Origin of the sequence: Pantoea sp. Acro-807, assembly GCF_011752675.1 — a bacterium.
GTDB lineage: Bacteria > Pseudomonadota > Gammaproteobacteria > Enterobacterales > Enterobacteriaceae > Pantoea > Pantoea eucrina.
In genome coordinates this window covers 290454-309336 of the sequence record NZ_VWXE01000002.1, presented here as the reverse complement: position 1 = coordinate 309336, position 18883 = coordinate 290454, and the positions used below count along the sequence as shown (strand labels likewise).

Annotated in this window: 17 protein-coding genes, 6 tRNA genes and 1 pseudogene; 11 read left to right on the top strand and 13 right to left on the bottom strand. The window is 55.9% G+C overall.

What is annotated here, in order from left to right:
• A pseudogene (locus tag F3J39_RS07940) lies at positions 1-221 on the top strand (DUF3820 family protein).
• A gap of 26 nt (positions 222-247) precedes the next feature.
• Here F3J39_RS07940 and F3J39_RS07935 read toward each other — a convergent pair.
• The gene (locus F3J39_RS07935) at positions 248-1246 is read right to left on the bottom strand and encodes a bile acid:sodium symporter family protein (RefSeq protein WP_039379433.1); all 999 of its coding nucleotides are present in this window, start codon (positions 1244-1246) and stop codon (positions 248-250) included.
• A gap of 99 nt (positions 1247-1345) precedes the next feature.
• On the opposite strand from F3J39_RS07935, the gene F3J39_RS07930 reads away from it, so the two are divergent.
• A complete protein-coding gene (locus tag F3J39_RS07930; protein ID WP_166714041.1) occupies positions 1346-2266 on the top strand; it encodes a LysR family transcriptional regulator in 921 nt (306 codons plus the stop codon).
• Here F3J39_RS07930 and F3J39_RS07925 read toward each other — a convergent pair.
• The 5 genes from F3J39_RS07925 to F3J39_RS07905 all read right to left on the bottom strand — a co-directional run bounded on the left by F3J39_RS07925 (position 2263) and on the right by F3J39_RS07905 (position 3200).
• A complete protein-coding gene (locus F3J39_RS07925; protein ID WP_039379428.1) occupies positions 2263-2598 on the bottom strand; it encodes a FlxA-like family protein in 336 nt (111 codons plus the stop codon). The genes F3J39_RS07930 and F3J39_RS07925 overlap by 4 nt on opposite strands.
• Before the next feature lie 211 nt (positions 2599-2809).
• Positions 2810-2885: transfer RNA gene (locus F3J39_RS07920), tRNA-Lys, on the bottom strand.
• Between the two features lie 4 nt (positions 2886-2889).
• Positions 2890-2965 (bottom strand) — tRNA-Val (locus F3J39_RS07915).
• Between the two features lie 38 nt (positions 2966-3003).
• Positions 3004-3079: transfer RNA gene (locus tag F3J39_RS07910), tRNA-Val, on the bottom strand.
• Between the two features lie 45 nt (positions 3080-3124).
• Positions 3125-3200, bottom strand: a tRNA-Val gene (locus F3J39_RS07905).
• 5 nt (positions 3201-3205) lie between these two features.
• Between F3J39_RS07905 and F3J39_RS07900 the strand changes: the two genes are divergently transcribed.
• Positions 3206-3484: a hypothetical protein gene (locus F3J39_RS07900; protein ID WP_139239658.1), complete on the top strand. Its 279-nt coding sequence runs from the start codon at positions 3206-3208 to the stop codon at positions 3482-3484.
• Positions 3474-4895: a glutamate--tRNA ligase gene (gene gltX / locus F3J39_RS07895; RefSeq protein ID WP_071668079.1), complete on the top strand. Its 1422-nt coding sequence runs from the start codon at positions 3474-3476 to the stop codon at positions 4893-4895. The genes F3J39_RS07900 and gltX overlap by 11 nt, the downstream gene beginning before the upstream one ends.
• Before the next feature lie 81 nt (positions 4896-4976).
• Here the strand turns inward: gltX and F3J39_RS07890 are convergent, their stop codons facing one another.
• Positions 4977-5330 carry a YfeC-like transcriptional regulator gene (locus F3J39_RS07890; RefSeq protein WP_039379424.1) on the bottom strand — a complete coding sequence of 118 codons (354 nt, stop codon included), beginning with the start codon at positions 5328-5330 and terminating at the stop codon, positions 4977-4979.
• 110 nt (positions 5331-5440) lie between these two features.
• On the bottom strand, positions 5441-6229 hold the full coding sequence (locus F3J39_RS07885; protein WP_094111922.1) for a formate/nitrite transporter family protein: 789 nt from the start codon (positions 6227-6229) through the stop codon (positions 5441-5443).
• Between the two features lie 343 nt (positions 6230-6572).
• On the opposite strand from F3J39_RS07885, the gene F3J39_RS07880 reads away from it, so the two are divergent.
• Positions 6573-6648, top strand: a tRNA-Ala gene (locus tag F3J39_RS07880).
• 43 nt (positions 6649-6691) lie between these two features.
• Positions 6692-6767: transfer RNA gene (locus F3J39_RS07875), tRNA-Ala, on the top strand.
• 225 nt (positions 6768-6992) lie between these two features.
• Here the strand turns inward: F3J39_RS07875 and F3J39_RS07870 are convergent.
• The gene (locus F3J39_RS07870) at positions 6993-8183 is read right to left on the bottom strand and encodes a NupC/NupG family nucleoside CNT transporter (protein ID WP_039379419.1); all 1191 of its coding nucleotides are present in this window, start codon (positions 8181-8183) and stop codon (positions 6993-6995) included.
• A 366-nt stretch (positions 8184-8549) separates the two neighbouring features.
• Between F3J39_RS07870 and F3J39_RS07865 the strand changes: the two genes are divergently transcribed.
• Positions 8550-9791 (top strand): Nramp family divalent metal transporter, encoded by a 1242-nt coding sequence (locus tag F3J39_RS07865; protein ID WP_039379417.1) that lies wholly within the window; start codon positions 8550-8552, stop codon positions 9789-9791.
• A gap of 34 nt (positions 9792-9825) precedes the next feature.
• Here F3J39_RS07865 and F3J39_RS07860 read toward each other — a convergent pair whose 3' ends face one another.
• Entirely contained in the window at positions 9826-10209 is a 384-nt protein-coding gene (locus tag F3J39_RS07860; RefSeq protein WP_052246436.1) for a DUF2502 domain-containing protein, read from the bottom strand.
• Between the two features lie 148 nt (positions 10210-10357).
• Positions 10358-11347 (bottom strand): L-glyceraldehyde 3-phosphate reductase, encoded by a 990-nt coding sequence (mgrA, locus tag F3J39_RS07855; RefSeq protein WP_166714040.1) that lies wholly within the window; start codon positions 11345-11347, stop codon positions 10358-10360.
• A 215-nt stretch (positions 11348-11562) separates the two neighbouring features.
• On the opposite strand from mgrA, the gene F3J39_RS07850 reads away from it, so the two are divergent.
• Positions 11563-13218, top strand: coding sequence for a thiamine pyrophosphate-binding protein (locus tag F3J39_RS07850; RefSeq protein WP_166714039.1), 1656 nt, complete (start codon positions 11563-11565; stop codon positions 13216-13218).
• A gap of 152 nt (positions 13219-13370) precedes the next feature.
• The gene (glk, locus tag F3J39_RS07845; protein WP_039379409.1) at positions 13371-14336 is read left to right on the top strand and encodes a glucokinase; all 966 of its coding nucleotides are present in this window, start codon (positions 13371-13373) and stop codon (positions 14334-14336) included.
• A 30-nt stretch (positions 14337-14366) separates the two neighbouring features.
• Here the strand turns inward: glk and F3J39_RS07840 are convergent, their stop codons facing one another.
• Positions 14367-15089 (bottom strand): LytTR family DNA-binding domain-containing protein, encoded by a 723-nt coding sequence (locus F3J39_RS07840; protein ID WP_039379407.1) that lies wholly within the window; start codon positions 15087-15089, stop codon positions 14367-14369.
• Positions 15086-16777, bottom strand: coding sequence for a sensor histidine kinase (locus F3J39_RS07835; RefSeq protein ID WP_039379405.1), 1692 nt, complete (start codon positions 16775-16777; stop codon positions 15086-15088). The genes F3J39_RS07840 and F3J39_RS07835 overlap by 4 nt, the downstream gene beginning before the upstream one ends.
• A 213-nt stretch (positions 16778-16990) precedes the next feature.
• Here F3J39_RS07835 and F3J39_RS07830 point away from each other — a divergent pair, with 213 nt between their 5' ends.
• A complete protein-coding gene (locus tag F3J39_RS07830) occupies positions 16991-17515 on the top strand; it encodes a GNAT family N-acetyltransferase (protein ID WP_039379402.1) in 525 nt (174 codons plus the stop codon).
• 119 nt (positions 17516-17634) lie between these two features.
• On the top strand, positions 17635-18870 hold the full coding sequence (alaC, locus tag F3J39_RS07825) for an alanine transaminase (protein WP_039379399.1): 1236 nt from the start codon (positions 17635-17637) through the stop codon (positions 18868-18870).
• Positions 18871-18883 lie beyond the last annotated feature (13 nt).

Genomic DNA, 18883 nt, shown 5'->3' with positions numbered 1-18883 from the left:
ATGGAGAAACAGCAGCTGCTGGCTATCGCCAGCACGGTGATGCCGTTTGGTAAATATCAGGGCCGGCTGCTGATCGATCTGCCGGAAGAGTACCTGCTCTGGTTTGCGCGCAAAATGCGTTTCCGGCGGGTACGCTGGGCGAGCTGATGCAGCTGACGCTGGCGATTAAAATAGAGGGGCTGCAGGGGCTGATCGCACCGCTCAGGCGCCCCCCGCAATAAAAAAGCCCGCTTGCGCGGGCCGTTTTTTATGACTTCTGCACCTCTGGCTGCTGCGCCAGCCGCTTTTCATTACCTGCTTTATAGCGCTGGGCAATGAACGAGCAGATCATCAGCTGTACCTGATGAAAAATCATCAGCGGCAGCACAATAATGCCCACCGCACTGGCCGGGAAAAGAATATTAGCCATCGGCACGCCGTTCGCCAGGCTCTTTTTCGAACCGCAGAACAGCACCACAATCTCATCAGCCCGGCTGAAACCAAACAGCCGTGAGGCACCAATATTGATTGCCAGCGCAATCAGCAGCAGCAGCAGGCTGCCTGCCAGAATCCACAGCAGGGTATCGACGCCAACGCGATGCCAGATGCCATTTACCACCGCTTCACTAAAGGCTGAATAGACAACCAGCAGAATCGAGGTTTGATCGGTTTTGCCAATCAGGCTGCGATGCTTTTCCACCCAGCCGCCGATCCAGCGGCGGGAGAGATGACCGACAACAAACGGCACCAGCAGCTGCATCACAATCTTACCAATCTGCTCCAGGCCGTTACCCGGCGCCGCACTGTGTACGTTCATTACCAGATTGACCAGCAGAGGGGAAATAAACACGCCCAGCAGGCTGGAGGCGGACGCAGCGCAGACCGCCGCCGCAACATTCCCGCCTGCCATAGAGGTAAAGGCGATAGAGGATTGTACGGTGGCAGGCAGAATGCAGAGGTAGAGGAAGCCGGTATAGATTTCAGGCCCGACGTTAACCGGGTGCCACCAGACCAGCAGCAGCCCGAGCGCCGGAAAAATCACAAACGTGCTGCACATAATCCACAGATGCAGACGCCAGTGGCTGCTGCCGGCAATAATCTTCTCGCGCGACAGTTTGGCACCGTGCATAAAGAAGAGCAGGGCGATAGCGGCAGTGGTGAGGTATTCAAAAAAGTCGACAAAACCGCCGCGTGCCGGCAGAAAGCTGGCCAGCAGTACGGTAATGATGAGTTTGATCATCATTGGATCGAGTCGTAAAAAGCCCATTGTTAACGTCCGGTTAAAAGAAAAAGTCTGGCAGAGATTGTGCGCTAAGCGCGTTTAGAAATAAAATTGATTTATTGCATTAATCTATGAGCAGAATCGATGAATTATACGTTACGCCAGCTGCGTACTTTTGTTGCTGTTGCCCGACAGGGAAGCTTTAGCCAGGCGGGGCAGCTGATAGGGTTAAGCCAGTCGGCGGTAAGCCATAGCGTGAAAGAGCTGGAGGCGGAAATAGGCGTGCGCCTGCTGGACCGCACGACGCGTGAAGTATTGCTGACCGGGGCAGGGCAGCAGCTGGCAACCCGGCTGACGCGCCTGCTGGAAGAGCTGAATACCACGCTGCTGGACGTGCGCAGTTACGGCGAGCAGCGCAGCGGCACGGTGCGGGTTGCGGCCAGTCAGACGCCCTCTGCGCATCTGATGCCGCAATGTCTGGCCAGCACGCAGCAGCACTATCCCGATATCCGCGTGATCCTGCACGACAGGGTGCAGCAGGCCGTGTTGCACAGCGTGCGTAATGCGGAGGTTGATTTCGGGATTGTGATTGGCCCGCTGGGTGACGCAGAGTTTGACGCCGAAGAGATCCTGCAGGAGCCTTTCCTGCTGCTCTGTCACCAGAATGATACGCTGGCGCAAACCGAGAGCGTTACCTGGGCGATGCTGACAGATCGCAATATAGTACTGCAGGACTACGCCTCAGGCAGCCGGATGCTGGTGGACGCAATACTGCAGCAGCTCGCTGTCAGTGTGAATGTGGTACAGGAGATTGGTCATCCGGCGACCCTCTATCCGATGGTGGAAGCGGGCATCGGCATCAGCATTTTGCCGGCGCTGGCGCTGCCGCTGCCTTCGGGACGTAAGCTGGCAGTACGCCGGCTTTATCCGGAGATGAACCGCAGTCTGATGCTGATCAAACGTAAAAACCGTTCGCTTACGCCCGCTGCGGAGGCGGTCTGGCAGGAAGTGCGTCAGCAGGCTGAGCTGCTGACGCAGACTCGCTCACTCTATCCGGCATTTTAGATATAGACGTCGAGCTGGTTGTCTGGCGTTGGCCGGTTAATGCCATCCGCCCGGGCGCTCACCGGCTGTTCAGTCTGCTGCTGCTGTTCTGCCTTTTCCGCTTCGCGCTGCTGAATCTGAGCAATCTGTGCATAGAGCATCTGGATCTGGCTCTCCAGCATCTGCTGCTGTTCTGATTTTTGCTCCTGCGTCAGCGTATGATTGTCCGCCAGAGATTTGAGCTGGCTGGTAATAGCGGCGATCTGTTTATTAATAGCGGCAATCTCAGAGGCTGCCCCGCCTCCGCTGCTGCCCCCGGCCCCGATAGTGCTAATACCTGATATTGTCGTCATCATTTTCTCCTTGCCATAAACTCTGAAGGTTATCGGCAGCAGAAGTAAAGGCTTCAGGCGTGCAACCTGGAATGTTGAGGGCCGCGCTGATTTCAGGGCCGCATAAATGCGACCCCTACAGGTGCGAGCAGAGCGGCTTATTTGTAGGGGCGGCATTAATGCCGCCCAAAAGAAACAAAAAAAGCGCCCATAGGGCGCTTTTTTCTGAATTTGGTGGGTCGTGCAGGATTCGAACCTGCGACCAATTGATTAAAAGTCAACTGCTCTACCAACTGAGCTAACGACCCGAAGTGGTGGGTGATGACGGGTTCGAACCGCCGACCCCCTCCTTGTAAGGGAGATGCTCTACCAACTGAGCTAATCACCCACTTCGGTACTTCTTTAACAGGCTGTCTGGCTAAGATATGGTGGGTGATGACGGGTTCGAACCGCCGACCCCCTCCTTGTAAGGGAGATGCTCTACCAACTGAGCTAATCACCCATATCTTATCTCTTACTACCTGTTCACTGCGGGCCACCTTAAGAGTGGTGGGTGATGACGGGTTCGAACCGCCGACCCCCTCCTTGTAAGGGAGATGCTCTACCAACTGAGCTAATCACCCCCGCTGTGTGGAGTCGCATTATAGGGATCCTTCGAAGTGAGTCAACGCTTTTTAAAATTAAAATGTTTGTTCGCTTTAAAAATAGTCACCCTGAAGGGGTTTTAGCCAATGTGCTGGTTTTATTAGCAGAAAAAGCCGTTTGCGCTGCGGCAGCGGCGGTGAGAGTGATTGAGGAATCATCTCCACCTGCTAGAATGTGCGCACTGTTTTTTCGCGTTAACCCGTTTTTTTGTCATCCAGATAAGAAAACCTGCGCATCTAAGGCAATGCTGAATGAAAATTAAAACCCGCTTCGCCCCCAGCCCGACCGGCTATCTGCACGTTGGAGGCGCCCGCACCGCGCTTTACTCCTGGCTTTTTGCACGTCATTACGAAGGCGAGTTTGTCCTGCGTATTGAGGACACTGACCTGGAGCGCTCCACGCCGGAAGCGATCGAAGCCATTATGGATGGCATGAACTGGCTGAGCCTTGACTGGGATGAAGGTCCTTACTATCAGACCAAACGTTTTGACCGCTATAACGACGTCATTGATGAGATGCTGGAAGCGGGCACCGCCTACAGGTGCTACTGCTCCCGCGAGCGTCTTGATGCACTGCGTGAAGAGCAGATGGCTAACGGTGAAAAGCCACGCTATGACGGTCGCTGCCGCGACAGCCATGAACATCACGCTGCTGATGAGCCGTGCGTGGTCCGTTTCCGTAATCCGCAGGATGGCTCTGTCATCTTTGACGATCAGATCCGCGGCCCGATTGAATTCAGCAATCAGGAGCTGGACGACCTGATCATTCGTCGTACCGATGGTTCACCGACCTACAACTTCTGCGTAGTGGTGGATGACTGGGACATGGGGATCACGCACGTTATCCGTGGTGAAGATCACATCAATAACACACCGCGTCAGATCAACATCCTGAAAGCGATTGGCGCGCAGGTTCCTGTCTATGCGCACGTCTCCATGATCCTCGGTGATGATGGTAAAAAACTCTCCAAGCGTCACGGCGCGGTAGGCGTGATGCAGTATCGCGACGATGGCTATCTGCCGGAGGCGCTGCTTAATTATTTGGTTCGTCTGGGCTGGTCTCATGGCGATCAGGAGATCTTCAGCATTCCTGAGATGAAATCGCTGTTTACGCTGGATGCGGTCAGTAAATCAGCCAGCGCTTTCAACACTGAAAAACTGCAGTGGCTGAATCACCACTATATTACTACGCTGCCGCCAGAGTATGTGGCGACGCATCTGCAGTGGCACATTGAACAGCAGCAGATCGATACCCGCACCGGGCCTGAACTGGCAAAACTGGTGACGCTGCTGGGCGACCGCTGCAAAACGCTGGTGGAGATTGCCGCTTCCTGCCGCTACTTCTATGAAGAGTTTGACGCCTTTGATGCGGATGCCGCGAAGAAGCATCTGCGTCCGGTTGCGCGTCAGCCGCTGGAGCGGGTGCGTGACAAGCTGGCTGCACTGAGCGACAGCGACTGGAATGCAGAGCAGATTCACCATGCGATTCAGAGCGCGGCGGATGAACTTGAGCTGGGTATGGGGAAAGTGGGCATGCCGCTGCGTGTTGCCGTTACCGGAGCAGGGCAGTCGCCGGCGCTGGATGTGACCGTGGAAGCGATTGGCCGCAGCCGCAGCGTTGCGCGGATTGATAAAGCGCTGGCATTTATTGCTGAGCGCGAAGCTAACGCCTGATAGCTTATCGCTCTCGCACGCCGCGGGAGAGTTATCAATCAGGTACAACAAAAAAGCCGGAAGCAATTGCCTCCGGCTTTTTTATGCATCCTGAATACCCAGCCTTTCCAGAACACCGCGGATCCCTTCACGCAGTAACAGGGCGGCGAGCTGGTCCTGTTCTGTCTGCGTCATTTGCTGGACAGAATTTATTAATAACGCAGGTAACGTATTCTGCTGAGCGGCGTAATTCGCTGCCGGTTCACTCGCGTGGCGGGTGGACTGAATAAAGCTTTTCACCCGCTCATCGATATGGATCAAACGCGCTTTGCCGCCCTGTACGCCGGGCTTAGGCGTGGTGGTCCAGTTTTCGCGTTTGATCCATTTGTTCACCGTCTGCCGACTGTAGCCCGTTTCAAGCGCGAGCTCTTCGGGGGTTAGCCATTCCTTTTTCACGATGCTGTCCCTGTTGAATACATTAGCTCTACATATTACAACAAAACGTTACTGGGAAAAGTAATCCGGACAGAAAATGCTTTTTACGACCAATAAAAGACATTAATAGGTTACGAGGCTTCGCGAGCAACTGCCTGTTCAGGGCGGAACGCCAGGAAATAGGTCAGACCGACGAAGATAGCTCCCCCTACGGCGTTGCCAAGGAACACGGCAATTACGTTAGGCGCAAACTCGGCCCAGCTCATCTGACCCGCAAAGATAGCCGCCGGCACAATAAACATGTTCGCCACGACGTGCTGGAAACCAATGGCCACGAACGCCATCACCGGGAACCACATCCCCATGATTTTGCCCACCATATCTTTACTGGCAAACGCCAGCCATACCGCCAGGCAGACCAGCCAGTTACAGCCCACGCCAGAGATAAAGGCATGCAGGAAATCGGCGCTGACTTTAGCGTGCGCAATCGCAACGGTTTTTTTCAGGTAGTCACCTTCCGTCATGCCCAGCATATGCCCAAAGAACCAGGCGACGGCGACGCTACCAATAAAGTTCGCAACCGTAACCCAGAACCAGTTACGCAGGACGCTCAAAGCGCTGATACGGCGGGCAAACCACGCCACCGGCAGCGTCATCATATTGCCCGTCAGCAGCTCACCGCCAGCCAGCACAGTCAGAATCAGACCGACCGGGAATACGGCAGCGCCCAGAAAGCTTGAGAATGAGCCCCATTCAGCAGGCAGCTGGTTAATGACGTGCAGATCAAGCAGGAAGCCGGTAGCGATAAAGGCACCAGCCATAAAGCCAAGGATTAATAAGGTTGAAACGGGCAGGCGGCTTTTAGCCACGCCAGCCTGAATCGCCAGCTGGGCGATCTCTTTAGGAGTATGTAGTGACATAATTCTCTTTTTCTTTTATTAAACAAAGGGATGATTTTACCGGTTATTAAGGAGCTAACCCTGGCAGGTCAACCGGTTAATTAGCGTGCGAAGTTTTACACGGACCATTAACGAAAACAAGCCTGGCGCTAACATCTTTAACCTGAATTTAACCCGCCAGCGCGCTGCTTTTTGGCCACCATCAGCAGCAGGAGGAGCATAAGTGGCGAAAAAAAGGTTACTACAACACGGGTTTGCCGTCTTTTTCAGCGATTGCACACAGAACGAGAATTTGCCGTTGACACACTCAGAGCGGTTTCATATTATGCCGTCCGTCGGGTCTGCCCGGCAGTTTTTTCGGTACGGGGCTATAGCTCAGCTGGGAGAGCGCTTGCATGGCATGCAAGAGGTCAGCGGTTCGATCCCGCTTAGCTCCACCAAACCGCTCCCAACGGTTTGAACCGAAAGAATGATTCCAGATGTGGGGGTATAGCTCAGCTGGGAGAGCGCTTGCATGGCATGCAAGAGGTCAGCGGTTCGATCCCGCTTATCTCCACCAAATCTTCGTTGTTGCTCTGAATATCTTCCCGTTACTGCGATAAATCTCTTCCTGAATGACCTTTTCTGTCAGTTCTGCTCCCTGCAACGCACGCTTTATAGCGGCAGCTATTCCGTTGATGAAAATCAGTGATGTGCAGAAAGCGCAGAGAAAAGCGGGAAGCGTGGTGCTGAAGGCGTAACGGCTGAGCAGGAGAGCAGGGCGAGCCGAAGCCCGCCCTGATAATCAGAAAGCGAGTACCAGACCGGCAATGGCAGCTGAGAGCACGCTGACCAGCGTTGAACCGTAGAGCAGTTTCAGGCCAAAGCGTGATACCACGTTGCCCTGTTCTTCATGCAGTCCTTTAATCGCGCCAGCCACAATCCCGATGGATGAAAAGTTAGCGAACGATACCAGGAACACCGAAAGAATGCCCTCTGCGTTAGGTGACAGCTGGCCTGCAACTTTCTGCAGATCCATCATCGCCACAAATTCGTTAGAGACCAGTTTGGTGGCCATGATACTGCCTACCTGCAGCGCTTCATGAGCCGGAACACCCATCACCCAGGCAAACGGATAGAATACATAGCCCAGCACGCCCTGGAAGCTGATACCAAAAATCAGGTCAAACAGCGCATTCAGACCGGAGATCAGGGCAATAAAGCCAATCAGCATAGCCGCAACGATAATCGCCACTTTAAATCCGGCAAGAATATATTCACCCAGCATCTCAAAGAAGCTCTGACCTTTATGCAGATCCTGCAGCTGCAGATCTTCTTCATTCTCTACGCGGTAAGGGTTGATCAGCGACAGAACGATAAAGGTACTGAACATATTCAGCACCAGTGCGGCAACCACATACTTTGGCTGCAGCATGGTCATGTAGGCGCCAACAATGGACATCGATACGGTCGACATAGCGGTGGCCGCCATGGTGTACATACGACGCTGCGACATTTTGCCGAGAATATCTTTATACGCGATGAAGTTTTCTGACTGTCCCAGAATCAGAGAACTGACGGCGTTAAAAGACTCCAGCTTGCCCATGCCGTTCACTTTTGACAGCACGGTTCCGATACCGCGGATGATCCACGGCAGAATGCGGAAATGCTGCAAAATACCGATCAGCGCAGAAATAAAGACGATAGGGCATAAAACATTAAGGAAGAAGAAGGCGAGTCCCTTTTCGTTCATGCCGCCAAACACAAAATTGGTGCCTTCACCTGCATATTTCAGCAGGTAATCAAACATGCTGGCAAAGCCCTTAACAAAGCCCAGTCCCGCCTCAGAGGTCAGGAAAAACCACGCCAGCAGGAGTTCAATCACTAAAAGCTGTGCGATATAGCGAAAGCGAATACTTTTACGGTCGTGACTGACCAGCAGGGCCAGCACGCCGACGACCACCAGTGCTAAAAGGAAATGCAAAATATGGGACATATCGGCTCCAAATTTGAGGAGGGTTGTATTTTGCTGCGTATTCTATGTAACACGTTACTTAAAAACGAGATCAAACCCGCATTATAAGTATTCAGTATCGCAATTTTTTGCGGATAACTCTGCCTGCTCACATCACCGTAACAAACCGCTCACACAATTTATCCACACAGAGATTGTTTATAATTTGTTCCGGGCGTAGAGTAAATCCGTTCTATGCTTTGTCAAAGGCCGATCTTTGCGTTGATGTATAGCATTGGCTATACTTTATAGCACTATCTATTACTGCGATAAATATAACCAGATTTCACTTGCCTGTAAGGCCCCTTAAACTCAGCGGGTCTACACGCGTCAGGACAGGATCACACTATGTCAGAAAGCCGCACCGCAGAGCGCGCCGCCCGCGGAGCCAGAAAACTTAAGCTCGCCCTGCTGGGGCCTGCGTTTATCGCCGCTATCGGTTATATCGATCCGGGTAACTTTGCCACCAACATTCAGGCAGGAGCCGCCTATGGCTATAAGCTGCTGTGGGTGGTGGTCTGGGCAAACGTCATGGCGATGCTGATCCAGCTGATGTCAGCCAAGCTGGGGATCGCAACCGGTAAAAACCTGGCGGAGCACATACGCGACCGTTTCCCGCGTCCCGCCGTCTGGTTTTACTGGGTGCAGGCCGAAATCATCGCGATGGCGACCGACCTGGCAGAGTTTATCGGTGCCGCGCTGGGCTTTAAGCTGCTGCTTGGCATCTCACTGCTGCAGGGCGCCGTACTGACCGGCATTGCGACCTTTTTGATCCTGATGCTGCAAAGCCGCGGACAGAAACCGCTGGAGCGGGTGATTGGTGGCCTGCTGCTGTTTGTTGCCGCGGCCTATATCGTTGAGCTCTTTTTCTCCCAGCCCAGCGTCAGCCAGCTCGTTACCGGGATGGCCCTGCCTTCGTTACCGGGGTCTGACGCGGTATTTCTGGCAGCCGGTGTACTGGGTGCCACCATTATGCCGCACGTTATCTATCTGCATTCAGCACTGACCCAGCACGGTAATAAAGGCACCAAAGCCGAACGCTACTCCTCCACCAAACTGGATGTGGCGATTGCGATGACCATTGCCGGCTTCGTGAACCTGGCAATGATGGCCACGGCGGCGGCGGCGTTTCACTTCAGCGGACACACCTCCATTGTCGATCTTGACCAGGCGTATCTGACGCTGGAGCCGCTGCTCGGGCAGGCCGCAGCGATTGTATTTGGATTGAGCCTGGTGGCGGCCGGACTCTCCTCCACGGTGGTCGGCACCCTGGCAGGGCAGGTGGTGATGCAGGGCTTTATCCGGTTTCATATTCCGCTGTGGGTCCGGCGGGTGATTACCATGCTGCCCTCATTTATTGTTATCTGGGCTGGCTGGGACCCGACGCGCATTCTGGTGATGAGTCAGGTGCTGCTGAGTTTTGGTATCGCGCTGGCGCTGATCCCGCTGCTGGCGTTTACCGGGAATCGTGAGCTGATGGGGGATGAACTGGTCAACTCCCGCCTGATGCAGAACACCGGTCGCCTGATTGTGATGCTGGTCGTGGCACTGAACATCTATTTACTGGTGGGAGAAGCGCTCGGCTGGTAGCGTAAAAACCGGCGCGAAGGCGCCGGGAGAGGGTTTAGTGATGGTGGTCATGAGGATGCGGCGGGCCACCGTGTCGCCAGTGCGCGCGACGTTCCCGTTCATGATGACGATCCTGTTCACGCCAGCGCTCCCGCTCGTGCCGGCGTCGTTCATGTTCGCGGTCGCGCTCCCACGCTTTATGACGCTTCCACTCTTCATGGCGCCACCAGCGATGTTCATTATACTGGTAGCGGTCGTTCCACCAGCGCGGTTCGCGCCAGTTCCCGCCATCCCAGTAATAGCCGCGACGGTCACGTTCTCCCAGCTGTAAACTGACGCCGGGGGCAAGATCGATGGTAGCGCTGGTAGCATGGGCTGTGTGTGGCACCAGCGGCGATAATGTTGCCAGCAAAACGGCAACGAAAAGTGCAGATTTCATATTATCTCCTTGCGACAGCTTATCACTGCTATCGTCAGACCAGTGTGCCACATCGGACCAGCTTAGCCTTGAGAGTTAGTCTGAAAAAGTACGACGGCAGCAGAATATGCGGTTAGTTAACCGCCCCTGCTGCCGTAAAAGAGAGCGGTTACATCAGGATCCGATCGATCGCCTGCAGCTCTTCAGGAGTCAGCGCCGGCTGGCTCAGCATCGCTACTGCGTCGTCGATCTGCGCAATTTTGCTGGCGCCAATCAGCACTGAAGTGATGCGCGGATCGCGTAACACCCAGCTCAGCGCCATCTGCGCCAGCTTCTGCCCGCGCTGCTGCGCCAGCACCTGCAGCTGCCGGACTTTTTCCATTTTCTCTGCGGTAAGCTGGTCCTCATTCAGGAATTTACTGCCGCTGGCAGCACGCGAATCCTGCGGGATGCCCGCTAAATAGCGATCGGTCAGTATGCCGCCCGCCAGCGGTGAAAAGGCGATGCAGCCGGTTCCCTGTTCGCCCAGCACATCCAGCAGGCCCTGTTCCGGGCCGCGTTCAAACAGCGAATAGCGCGGCTGATGAATCAGACAGGGCGTACCGAGCTCACGCAGCAGCGCTATAGCGCGTGCGGCCTGCTCAGCCGGATAGTTAGAGAGCGCAACATAGAGCGCTTTGCCCTGACGGACGCAGTGATCGAGCGCGCGCATCGTCTCTTCCAGCGGCGTATGCGGGTCGGGACGATGGTGATAAAAAATATCCACATACTCCAGCCCCATGCGTTTCAGGCTCTGATCGAGGCTGGCGATCAGGTATTTACGCGACCCCCAGTCACCATAAGGGCCGTCCCACATGGTGTATCCCGCTTTGGTAGAGATCACCAGCTCATCGCGCAGGCCGGAGAAATCTTCCCGCAAAATACGACCGAAGTTGCTCTCTGCAGAACCGGGCGGAGGACCATAGTTATTGGCCAGATCGAAATGAGTAATGCCGCAGTTAAAGGCGTGGCGCAGCAGTTCGCGACTGGTATCGACGCGCGTCGCGTCGCCAAAGTTGTGCCAGAGCCCCAGTGAAATAGCGGGCAGTTTCAGCCCGCTCTGGCCACTGCGGCGATAGTGCATCTGCTGATAACGATCGGGATGAGGAAAAAGAGGCATGGCTTAGAGTTATCCTGCAATAGAAATGAGCATTCCGGCCAGTTAGTGTATGCGTTTACACTGCGCTAAAAAGCGTGAAAGATCCCATTCTGCAGAGAGATATCACGCCGTAACGAATGCTTGCCATTCAGCCCGGCGCAATCGCGGTTAAAAAGTCGCTTCCTTTCAAAGCCATCGCTGATACTCCAGAACATTCCCCCTGGAAGGAGCATCTGATGAAGAGATTCACCGTAAGCGACTATCTGTTACAGAGGCTGGATGAGGCGGGCATCCGTCACCTGTTTGGCGTGCCGGGCGACTACAATCTGCAGTTTCTCGACAGCGTGATCGCGCATCCGGCGATCGCCTGGGTCGGCTGTGCCAACGAGCTTAACGCCGCCTATGCCGCTGACGGCTATGGCCGCTGTCAGGGCGCGGCAGCGCTGCTGACCACCTTTGGCGTGGGTGAGCTGAGCGCGATTAACGGCATCGCCGGCAGCTATGCCGAGTATGTGCCGGTGATCCAGATTGTCGGTGCGCCGGCGCTGACGGTGCAGCAGCAGGGGGAGTGCGTGCACCATTCGCTGGGCGACGGTGATTTTCACCATTTTCTGCGCATGGCGCAGGAGGTCAACGCCGCGACAGCGGTGCTTACCGCAGAGAACGCTGCGGCGGAGATCGATCGCGTGGTAAGCACCGCACTGCATGAGCACCGGCCGGGCTACCTGCTGCTGGCGGTGGATGTGGCCGCGGCAGCGATAACCCCGCCGTCAGCCCGCGCTGAGCCGCACAGCGAAAACGCAGATGCCGCTGCAGCCTTTGCGGCGGCGGCTGAGCGTCTGCTGGCACCGGCACAGCGCGTGGCGCTGCTGGCTGATTTTCTCGCCGCACGCTGGGGGGCTGCCGCACAGCTGGCCGGACTGCGTGAGCTGCGCGCGATCCCGTCAGCGACGCTGCTGATGGGCAAAGGCGTGCTCAATGAACAGCAGCCTGGTTTTGTCGGCACTTACGCGGCGGCGGGCAGCAGCATGGCTATCCGCAGGGCGATTGAGGAGACGGATGTGACGCTGTGCGCAGGCGTGCGCTTTACCGACACGCTGACCGCTGGCTTCACCCAGCAGCTCTCCGCTGAATGCGTTATCGATATCCAGCCGTTTCACAGCTGTGTGGCGGGCGAGCGCTTTGCGCTGCCAATGAAGGCGGCGCTGGCGGCGCTGCAGCCGGTTTATCAGCGTCACTGCCCGCGCTGGCCGACCGGAGAGAGCATGCAGTGCGAGGAAAATCATCAGATTGCTGCAGGGATAATCACTCAGCAGGCATTCTGGCAGGCAATGCAGCACTTCCTGCTGCCGGGTGATATTATCCTTGCCGATCAGGGTACGGCGGCATTTGGCGCAGCGGCCCTGCAGCTGCCGGAGGGGGCGCAGCTGCTGGTACAGCCGCTGTGGGGATCGATTGGCTATACGCTGCCGGCGGCGTTTGGTGCGCAGACGGCGCGGCCCGACAGCCGGGTGATCCTGATCATTGGCGATGGCTCAGCACAGCTGACTATTCAGGAGCTGGGCTCCATGCAGCGTGACGGCCAGCGCCCGGTGATTTTCCTGCTCAATAACGACGGCTATACCGTAGAGCGCGCCATTCACGGTCCGGAACAGCGTTATAATGACATTGCGCGCTGGAACTGGACCGCACTGCCGCAGGCGATGAGCCTGGAAGGGGCGGCGCAGAGCTGGCGGGTCAGCGAAACCGCGCAGCTGGAGGCGGCGATGGCGGTGGTCAGCAAAACCGCGCGTTTGTCGCTGATTGAAGTGGTAATGGAAAAACAGGATCTGCCGCCGCTGCTGCGCAAAGTTACCGCCGCCCTGCATCAGCGTAATAGTGGTGCAGTTTAAGAAAGTTGCCTCTATACAGATGGCCTGACAATCGCCAGGCTGTGCATCACACTGGATTAACAGCGTCCGCCTCACCGGCGGGCGTTGTTGTTTTATTGGCAGGCTTCTATAGTGTTTGCCACTATTTATGACCCAAGCGGAGCAGCAGAAGAATGACAAAATACGCCCTGGTCGGCGATGTGGGCGGTACTAACGCTCGTCTCGCGCTGTGTGAGGTAGAGACCGGCGCCATCTCACACGCCAAAACATTCTCCACATCAGACTACGACAATCTTGAAGCCGTTATCCGTTTCTATCTGGCGGAACAGCAGCAGGCAGTGACTGATGGCTGTATCGCTATCGCCTGTCCGATCACCGAAGACTGGGTCGAGATGACCAACCACGACTGGGCATTCTCAACGCGCCAGATGAAACAGAATCTGGGCTTCAGCACGCTGGAAATTATCAACGACTTCACCGCCGTCTCTATGGCGATCCCGATGCTGACGGAAAACGAAGTGATCCAGTTTGGCGGCAAAGCGCCGGTTAAAGATAAGCCGATCGCTATCTACGGTGCGGGCACCGGACTGGGCGTCAGTCATCTGGTACACGTCAATCAGCGCTGGGTCAGTCTGCCGGGTGAGGGCGGCCACGTCGATTTCGCGCCGAACAGCGAAGAGGAAGATCAGATCCTCGAAGTGCTGCGTGCAGAGATGGGCCACGTTTCTGCCGAGCGCGTGCTGTCAGGAGCCGGACTGGTCAATCTTTACCGCGCGATTGTGAAATCTGACGCGCGCGAGCCGCAAAACCTCAAGCCCAAAGATGTGACCGAGCGGGCACTGCAGGACACCTGTATCGACTGCCGTCGCGCGCTGACGCTGTTCTGCGTGATCATGGGACGCTTTGGCGGCAACCTGGCGCTGAACCTCGGCACCTTTGGTGGCGTTTATATTGCGGGCGGCATCGTGCCGCGCTTCCTCGACTTTTTCAAAGCCTCCGGTTTTCGCGCGGCGTTTGAAGACAAAGGGCGTTTCCGCGACTATCTGGTCGATATTCCGGTGTATATGATCACGCACGATCAGCCCGGCCTGCTGGGTGCCGGTGCGCATCTGCGTCAGGCGCTGGGTCGCGTGCTCTGACACAGCGGCGGACGGCGCGGGTCGTCCGCCTTACAGCCGCATCAGCTGCCGGAACGGTCTGGCTTTGCTGCGGCTTACCGGCACCTGCGCTTCCAGATCGCGCAGCTTCACCAGATAGGTATTATTAAACCACGGCTCTATCTCGCGAATTTTACTCAGGTTCACACAGTAAGAGCGATGACAGCGAAAAAACAGCGCCTCCGGCAGCCGGCTGCAGAACTCACTGATGGCCACTGACATCACGTAGGCTTCCCGCCGCGTATAAACAAACGTCAGCTTTTCATGCGCTTCTACATAATAAATATCGTTGATATCGGTAACGATGATGCGCTCATCTTTCTGCAGATTCACCGTCTGCGGCGCAACAGCCGGGCTGTTCTGCGGCGGCGGCGGCTGCGTGGTGGCCTCCAGCTTGTTTAGCATGGTGATGATGCGCGCCTCATGATAGGGCTTGAGGATGTAGTCAAACGCGTCGAGTTCAAACGCCTCCACCGCATAATCTTTCCAGGCAGTGATAAAAACAATCAGGGGCTTGTGGGTAAACTGATGAATATTCTGCGCCAGCAGCATGCCATCGAGCGACGGAATATTAATATCGAGGAAAATCACGTCGACCCGGTGCGTCTGCAGATATTTCAGCACATCCAGCCCGTCATCAAAGCTTGCTTCAACCGTGATCTGACTATGCTGCTGAATCATCCAGCTGAGCTCCTGGCGCGCCAGAAATTCATCTTCCACTATTATGGCTTTCATACTGTTATTTCCGGTTGAACGCTGAGCGCGGCAGGAAGAGGCTGGCTGTTTTTCGGCAGGCTAAAGGCGATTTCCGTTCCCGGCTGGTGACGCATGATAATCAGCCCCTGGCCGGTCAGCAGTCTGACACGATGGTGAACGTTCAGCAGGCCAATTTTATTGCCCGGCATCTCATTGCGCGCAACGCGACGGATCACCTCGTCGCTGATCCCCGGTCCGGTGTCGCGTACGGCGATACGCACCCGATCGCCCAGATCTTTCACGCTGAGCGTCACCACGCCTTTGCCCCGGCATGGCTGAATGCCGTGCACAATAGCATTTTCCACCAGCGGCTGAATCAGCAGGCTGGGCAGAGTAAAGTGCAGATCGTCGTCGATATCGTAGATCATTGACAGCTTATCGCCGAAGCGCGCCTGCTCAATGGCAATATAATCTTTTACCTGCCACAGCTCTTTCTTGATATCGATCAGCTCATCCTCATTGAGTTCAAGGTTGTAGCGCAGGTAGCGCGACAGGTTGATAACCAGCTGACGGGCAGTATCGGGATTCATCCGGATTGAGGCAGAGATAGCGTTCAGGGCATTAAACAAAAAGTGAGGGTTAATTTTGCTCTGCAGGGCACGGAGTTCCGCCTTATTGGCCATTTCACGCAGCTGCTCAGCGCGCGATACCTCCAGCTGGGTCGAGATAATCTGCGACAGCCCGATAGCCATCTCTTTCAGCGAGCCGGTAATGCGATGCGCCCGGCGATAGTAAATTTTCAGCGTGCCGGTCACCTGACCCTGCTCCCAGAGCGGGATCACCAGCATCGAGTGAATATCGCGCGTGCGATGCGCTTCATCGTTGTTTTTGATGATGATTTTTCCGCTGGCAATCGCCTGTGCGGTAGTGGGGCTGATGCCATCATCGCCATTATGGTAGTTCTGTTCACCATAGCCGACATACGCCTGAATCTGCTGCGTATTGGTAATGGCAACCGCATCAGCGTGGATGTCGCGCCGGATAATATCGCACACTTCGCGCAGCGCATCGCTGTTTACCTGACGAAACAGCGGCAGCGTTTTATTCGCTATCTCCAGCGCAAGTTTGGCCTGCCGGGCGGCAATCGCCTCTTTTTCTCCCTCCACGCTCTGCACCAGCAGCACAATCAATCCGATACTGGAGGCACCCAGAATCATCGGCAGGGCGATTTCCGAGACAATCGTCAGGCCGAGCGCTGCGGGCTTTGCCCATAACAGGATCAGCAGCATAGTCAGCGCCTCGCACAGCATGCCGCCCACTATGCCGGCCCCCCAGCGCTGCTCTTTGCTGACCCGGCGATTAATTACGCCAGAGGCGATACCGGCCACAATGCTGGTGATCAGGCAGGGTACTGACGTGACGCCATCTATGTCGATCAGGAAGCGGTGCAGCCCGGCAATGACGCCGGTCGTCACGCCCACCCAGGGGCCAAACAGAATGCCGCCCGCCATCACCGCAATGACGCGGACATTCAGCAGCGAGCCATCCACCGCCACGCCGGACCAGGTGCTGAACAGCGCAAACAGCGAGAAAATCAGGGTGACGATCGCTTTCTCGCTCAGCGTGTGTTCATCTTTCTGCAGCAGCTGGCGCAATACCCGGGTGCGGGTGAGAAAAAAGAGGCAGATGAGCATCAGCGCTGCGCGATCGAATACCGCCAGCAGCATGTCAAAATGGAAGGGCACAGGCATTTCCGGGACAGAATATCGGTGGCGTCATAATAAAAAATGCGCGCGCAATGCGCCAGCATAGCGCGCCGGGTTTAACGGGCCGCATAAATGCGGCCCGTGCGGAGGCGCACAGGGGCGCCATTAATGGCGCCCTGGCTGTCGCTGCGGCAGTTTGCTATGTTGCACTATTCCCCGTAGCGGAGCGCCGCCATGCAACTTCAGACCCCGCGATTAACCCTGAGCCGGTTGCAGCCGGAGGACTGGCAGATCTTCAAAGCGGTACATGAAGACGCTGCCACCATGACCTGGGTAAGCGAAATTCCCGATGAAAACGACATTCGTCAGCGTTTCAATGAACGCCTGGCGCCGTGGCAGCCCGCCAGCTTTCATATGCTGTGCCTGGTGGCGCGCCTGCAAACAAATCAGGAACCGATAGGCCTGTTTGGCTGCAGCGCCGAGTGGCACCCTTATCGCCAGGCGGAAGTTGGCTATATGCTGCGCCATAGCCACATCGGGCAGGGCTACGGCAGCGAAGCGCTGGCGGCGCTGGTTCACTTTCTGTTCAGCGCAGAATTTCATAAGCTGAAAGCGCTGGTGATTGAGGGTAACTGGCCATCCCGACGTATTCTGGAAAAGAATAATTTTATGCTGGAGGGGACTCTGCGGGATAATTATCTGCTAAACGGAGAGTGGGTAAACGATTGGGTGTTTGGCTGTCTGAATCCCGAAAAATAAAAAAATTTTCTGCTGCTCTCGACAGCGCAGGTCACAGCGCGTTATGTTCGGGGTGAGGTCACAGCAAGTGATCCGCGTCGCTCGGACGGTCCGGGCGCTCACGTAATCCTGAGGACATCATGGCTGATAACAGCATACCCCGTCGTTTCTCGCGTATAGAACGCCTTCCCCCATACGTATTCAACATCACCGCTGAACTGAAGATGGCTGCGCGTCGGCGCGGCGAAGATATTATCGACTTTTCAATGGGGAATCCGGATGGCGCTACGCCGCCGCATATTGTGGAAAAGCTCTGTCAGGTGGCGCAGCGTGAAGATACGCACGGCTACTCCACCTCAAAAGGTATTCCGCGCCTGCGCCGGGCGATTTCGCGCTGGTACGCTGAGCGCTATCAGGTGGATATCGATCCGGAGTCAGAAGCGATTGTGACTATCGGCTCCAAAGAGGGACTGGCGCACCTGATGCTCGCCACGCTCGATCATGGTGACACCGTGCTGGTGCCCAACCCCAGCTATCCTATCCATATTTATGGCGCGGTGATCGCCGGGGCGCAGGTTCGCTCCGTGCCGCTGGTCGCGGGCGTGGATTTCTTTACTGAGCTGGAGCGTGCAATTCGCGAAAGCTATCCAAAGCCGAAAATGATGATCCTCGGCTTCCCTTCTAATCCCACCGCTCAGTGCGTCGAACTCGACTTTTTTGAACGGGTTATTGCGCTGGCAAAACAGTATAACGTGCTGGTGATCCACGATCTCGCCTACGCTGACATCACCTACGACGGCTGGAAAGCGCCCTCAATCATGCAGGTGCCGGGTGCGCGCGACGTGGCGGTAGAGTTCTTTACGCTCTCCAAAAGCTACAATATGGCGGGATGGCGTATCGGTTTCATGACAGGAAACAAAGAGCTGGTAGCGGCGCTGGCGCGCATCAAAAGCTATCACGATTACGGGACATTCACGCCGCTACAGGTGGCAGCCATTGCCGCGCTGGAGGGCGATCAGCAGTGCGTGCGCGATATCGCTGAGCAGTATAAGCGCCGGCGTGATGTGCTGGTAAAAGGGCTGCATGAAGCGGGCTGGATGGTGGATCTGCCTAAGGCATCGATGTACGTCTGGGCAAAAATCCCGGAACGCTACGCGCATCTTGGCTCGCTGGAGTTTGCCAAACTGCTGCTGCAGGAGGCCAAAGTCTGCGTGTCGCCGGGCATCGGTTTTGGTGAATATGGTGATACACACGTGCGCTTTGCGCTGATTGAAAACAGCGATCGCATTCGTCAGGCGGTGCGGGGAATTAAGGCGATGTTCCGCGCCGACGGTATCTTACCGGGAGCGGTAAAAGAAGCAGAAGAGACGCGTTAAGCGTGCGTCGGGG

Excerpts from the sequence above, each read along its gene's own strand:
- F3J39_RS07840 (WP_039379407.1), bottom strand. The coding sequence starts at position 15,089 with ATGAAAGCCATAATAGTGGAAGATGAATTTCTGGCGCGCCAGGAGCTC.
- gltX (WP_071668079.1), top strand. The coding sequence starts at position 3,474 with ATGAAAATTAAAACCCGCTTCGCCCCCAGCCCGACCGGCTATCTGCAC.
- alaC (WP_039379399.1), top strand. The coding sequence starts at position 17,635 with ATGGCTGATAACAGCATACCCCGTCGTTTCTCGCGTATAGAACGCCTT.
- F3J39_RS07925 (WP_039379428.1), bottom strand. The coding sequence starts at position 2,598 with ATGACGACAATATCAGGTATTAGCACTATCGGGGCCGGGGGCAGCAGC.
- F3J39_RS07860 (WP_052246436.1), bottom strand. The coding sequence starts at position 10,209 with ATGAAATCTGCACTTTTCGTTGCCGTTTTGCTGGCAACATTATCGCCG.
- F3J39_RS07885 (WP_094111922.1), bottom strand. The coding sequence starts at position 6,229 with ATGTCACTACATACTCCTAAAGAGATCGCCCAGCTGGCGATTCAGGCT.
- F3J39_RS07935 (WP_039379433.1), bottom strand. The coding sequence starts at position 1,246 with ATGGGCTTTTTACGACTCGATCCAATGATGATCAAACTCATCATTACC.
- F3J39_RS07830 (WP_039379402.1), top strand. The coding sequence starts at position 16,991 with ATGCAACTTCAGACCCCGCGATTAACCCTGAGCCGGTTGCAGCCGGAG.
- F3J39_RS07870 (WP_039379419.1), bottom strand. The coding sequence starts at position 8,183 with ATGTCCCATATTTTGCATTTCCTTTTAGCACTGGTGGTCGTCGGCGTG.
- mgrA (WP_166714040.1), bottom strand. The coding sequence starts at position 11,347 with ATGCCTCTTTTTCCTCATCCCGATCGTTATCAGCAGATGCACTATCGC.
- F3J39_RS07850 (WP_166714039.1), top strand. The coding sequence starts at position 11,563 with ATGAAGAGATTCACCGTAAGCGACTATCTGTTACAGAGGCTGGATGAG.
- F3J39_RS07865 (WP_039379417.1), top strand. The coding sequence starts at position 8,550 with ATGTCAGAAAGCCGCACCGCAGAGCGCGCCGCCCGCGGAGCCAGAAAA.
- F3J39_RS07835 (WP_039379405.1), bottom strand. The coding sequence starts at position 16,777 with ATGCTGCTGGCGGTATTCGATCGCGCAGCGCTGATGCTCATCTGCCTC.
- F3J39_RS07930 (WP_166714041.1), top strand. The coding sequence starts at position 1,346 with ATGAATTATACGTTACGCCAGCTGCGTACTTTTGTTGCTGTTGCCCGA.
- glk (WP_039379409.1), top strand. The coding sequence starts at position 13,371 with ATGACAAAATACGCCCTGGTCGGCGATGTGGGCGGTACTAACGCTCGT.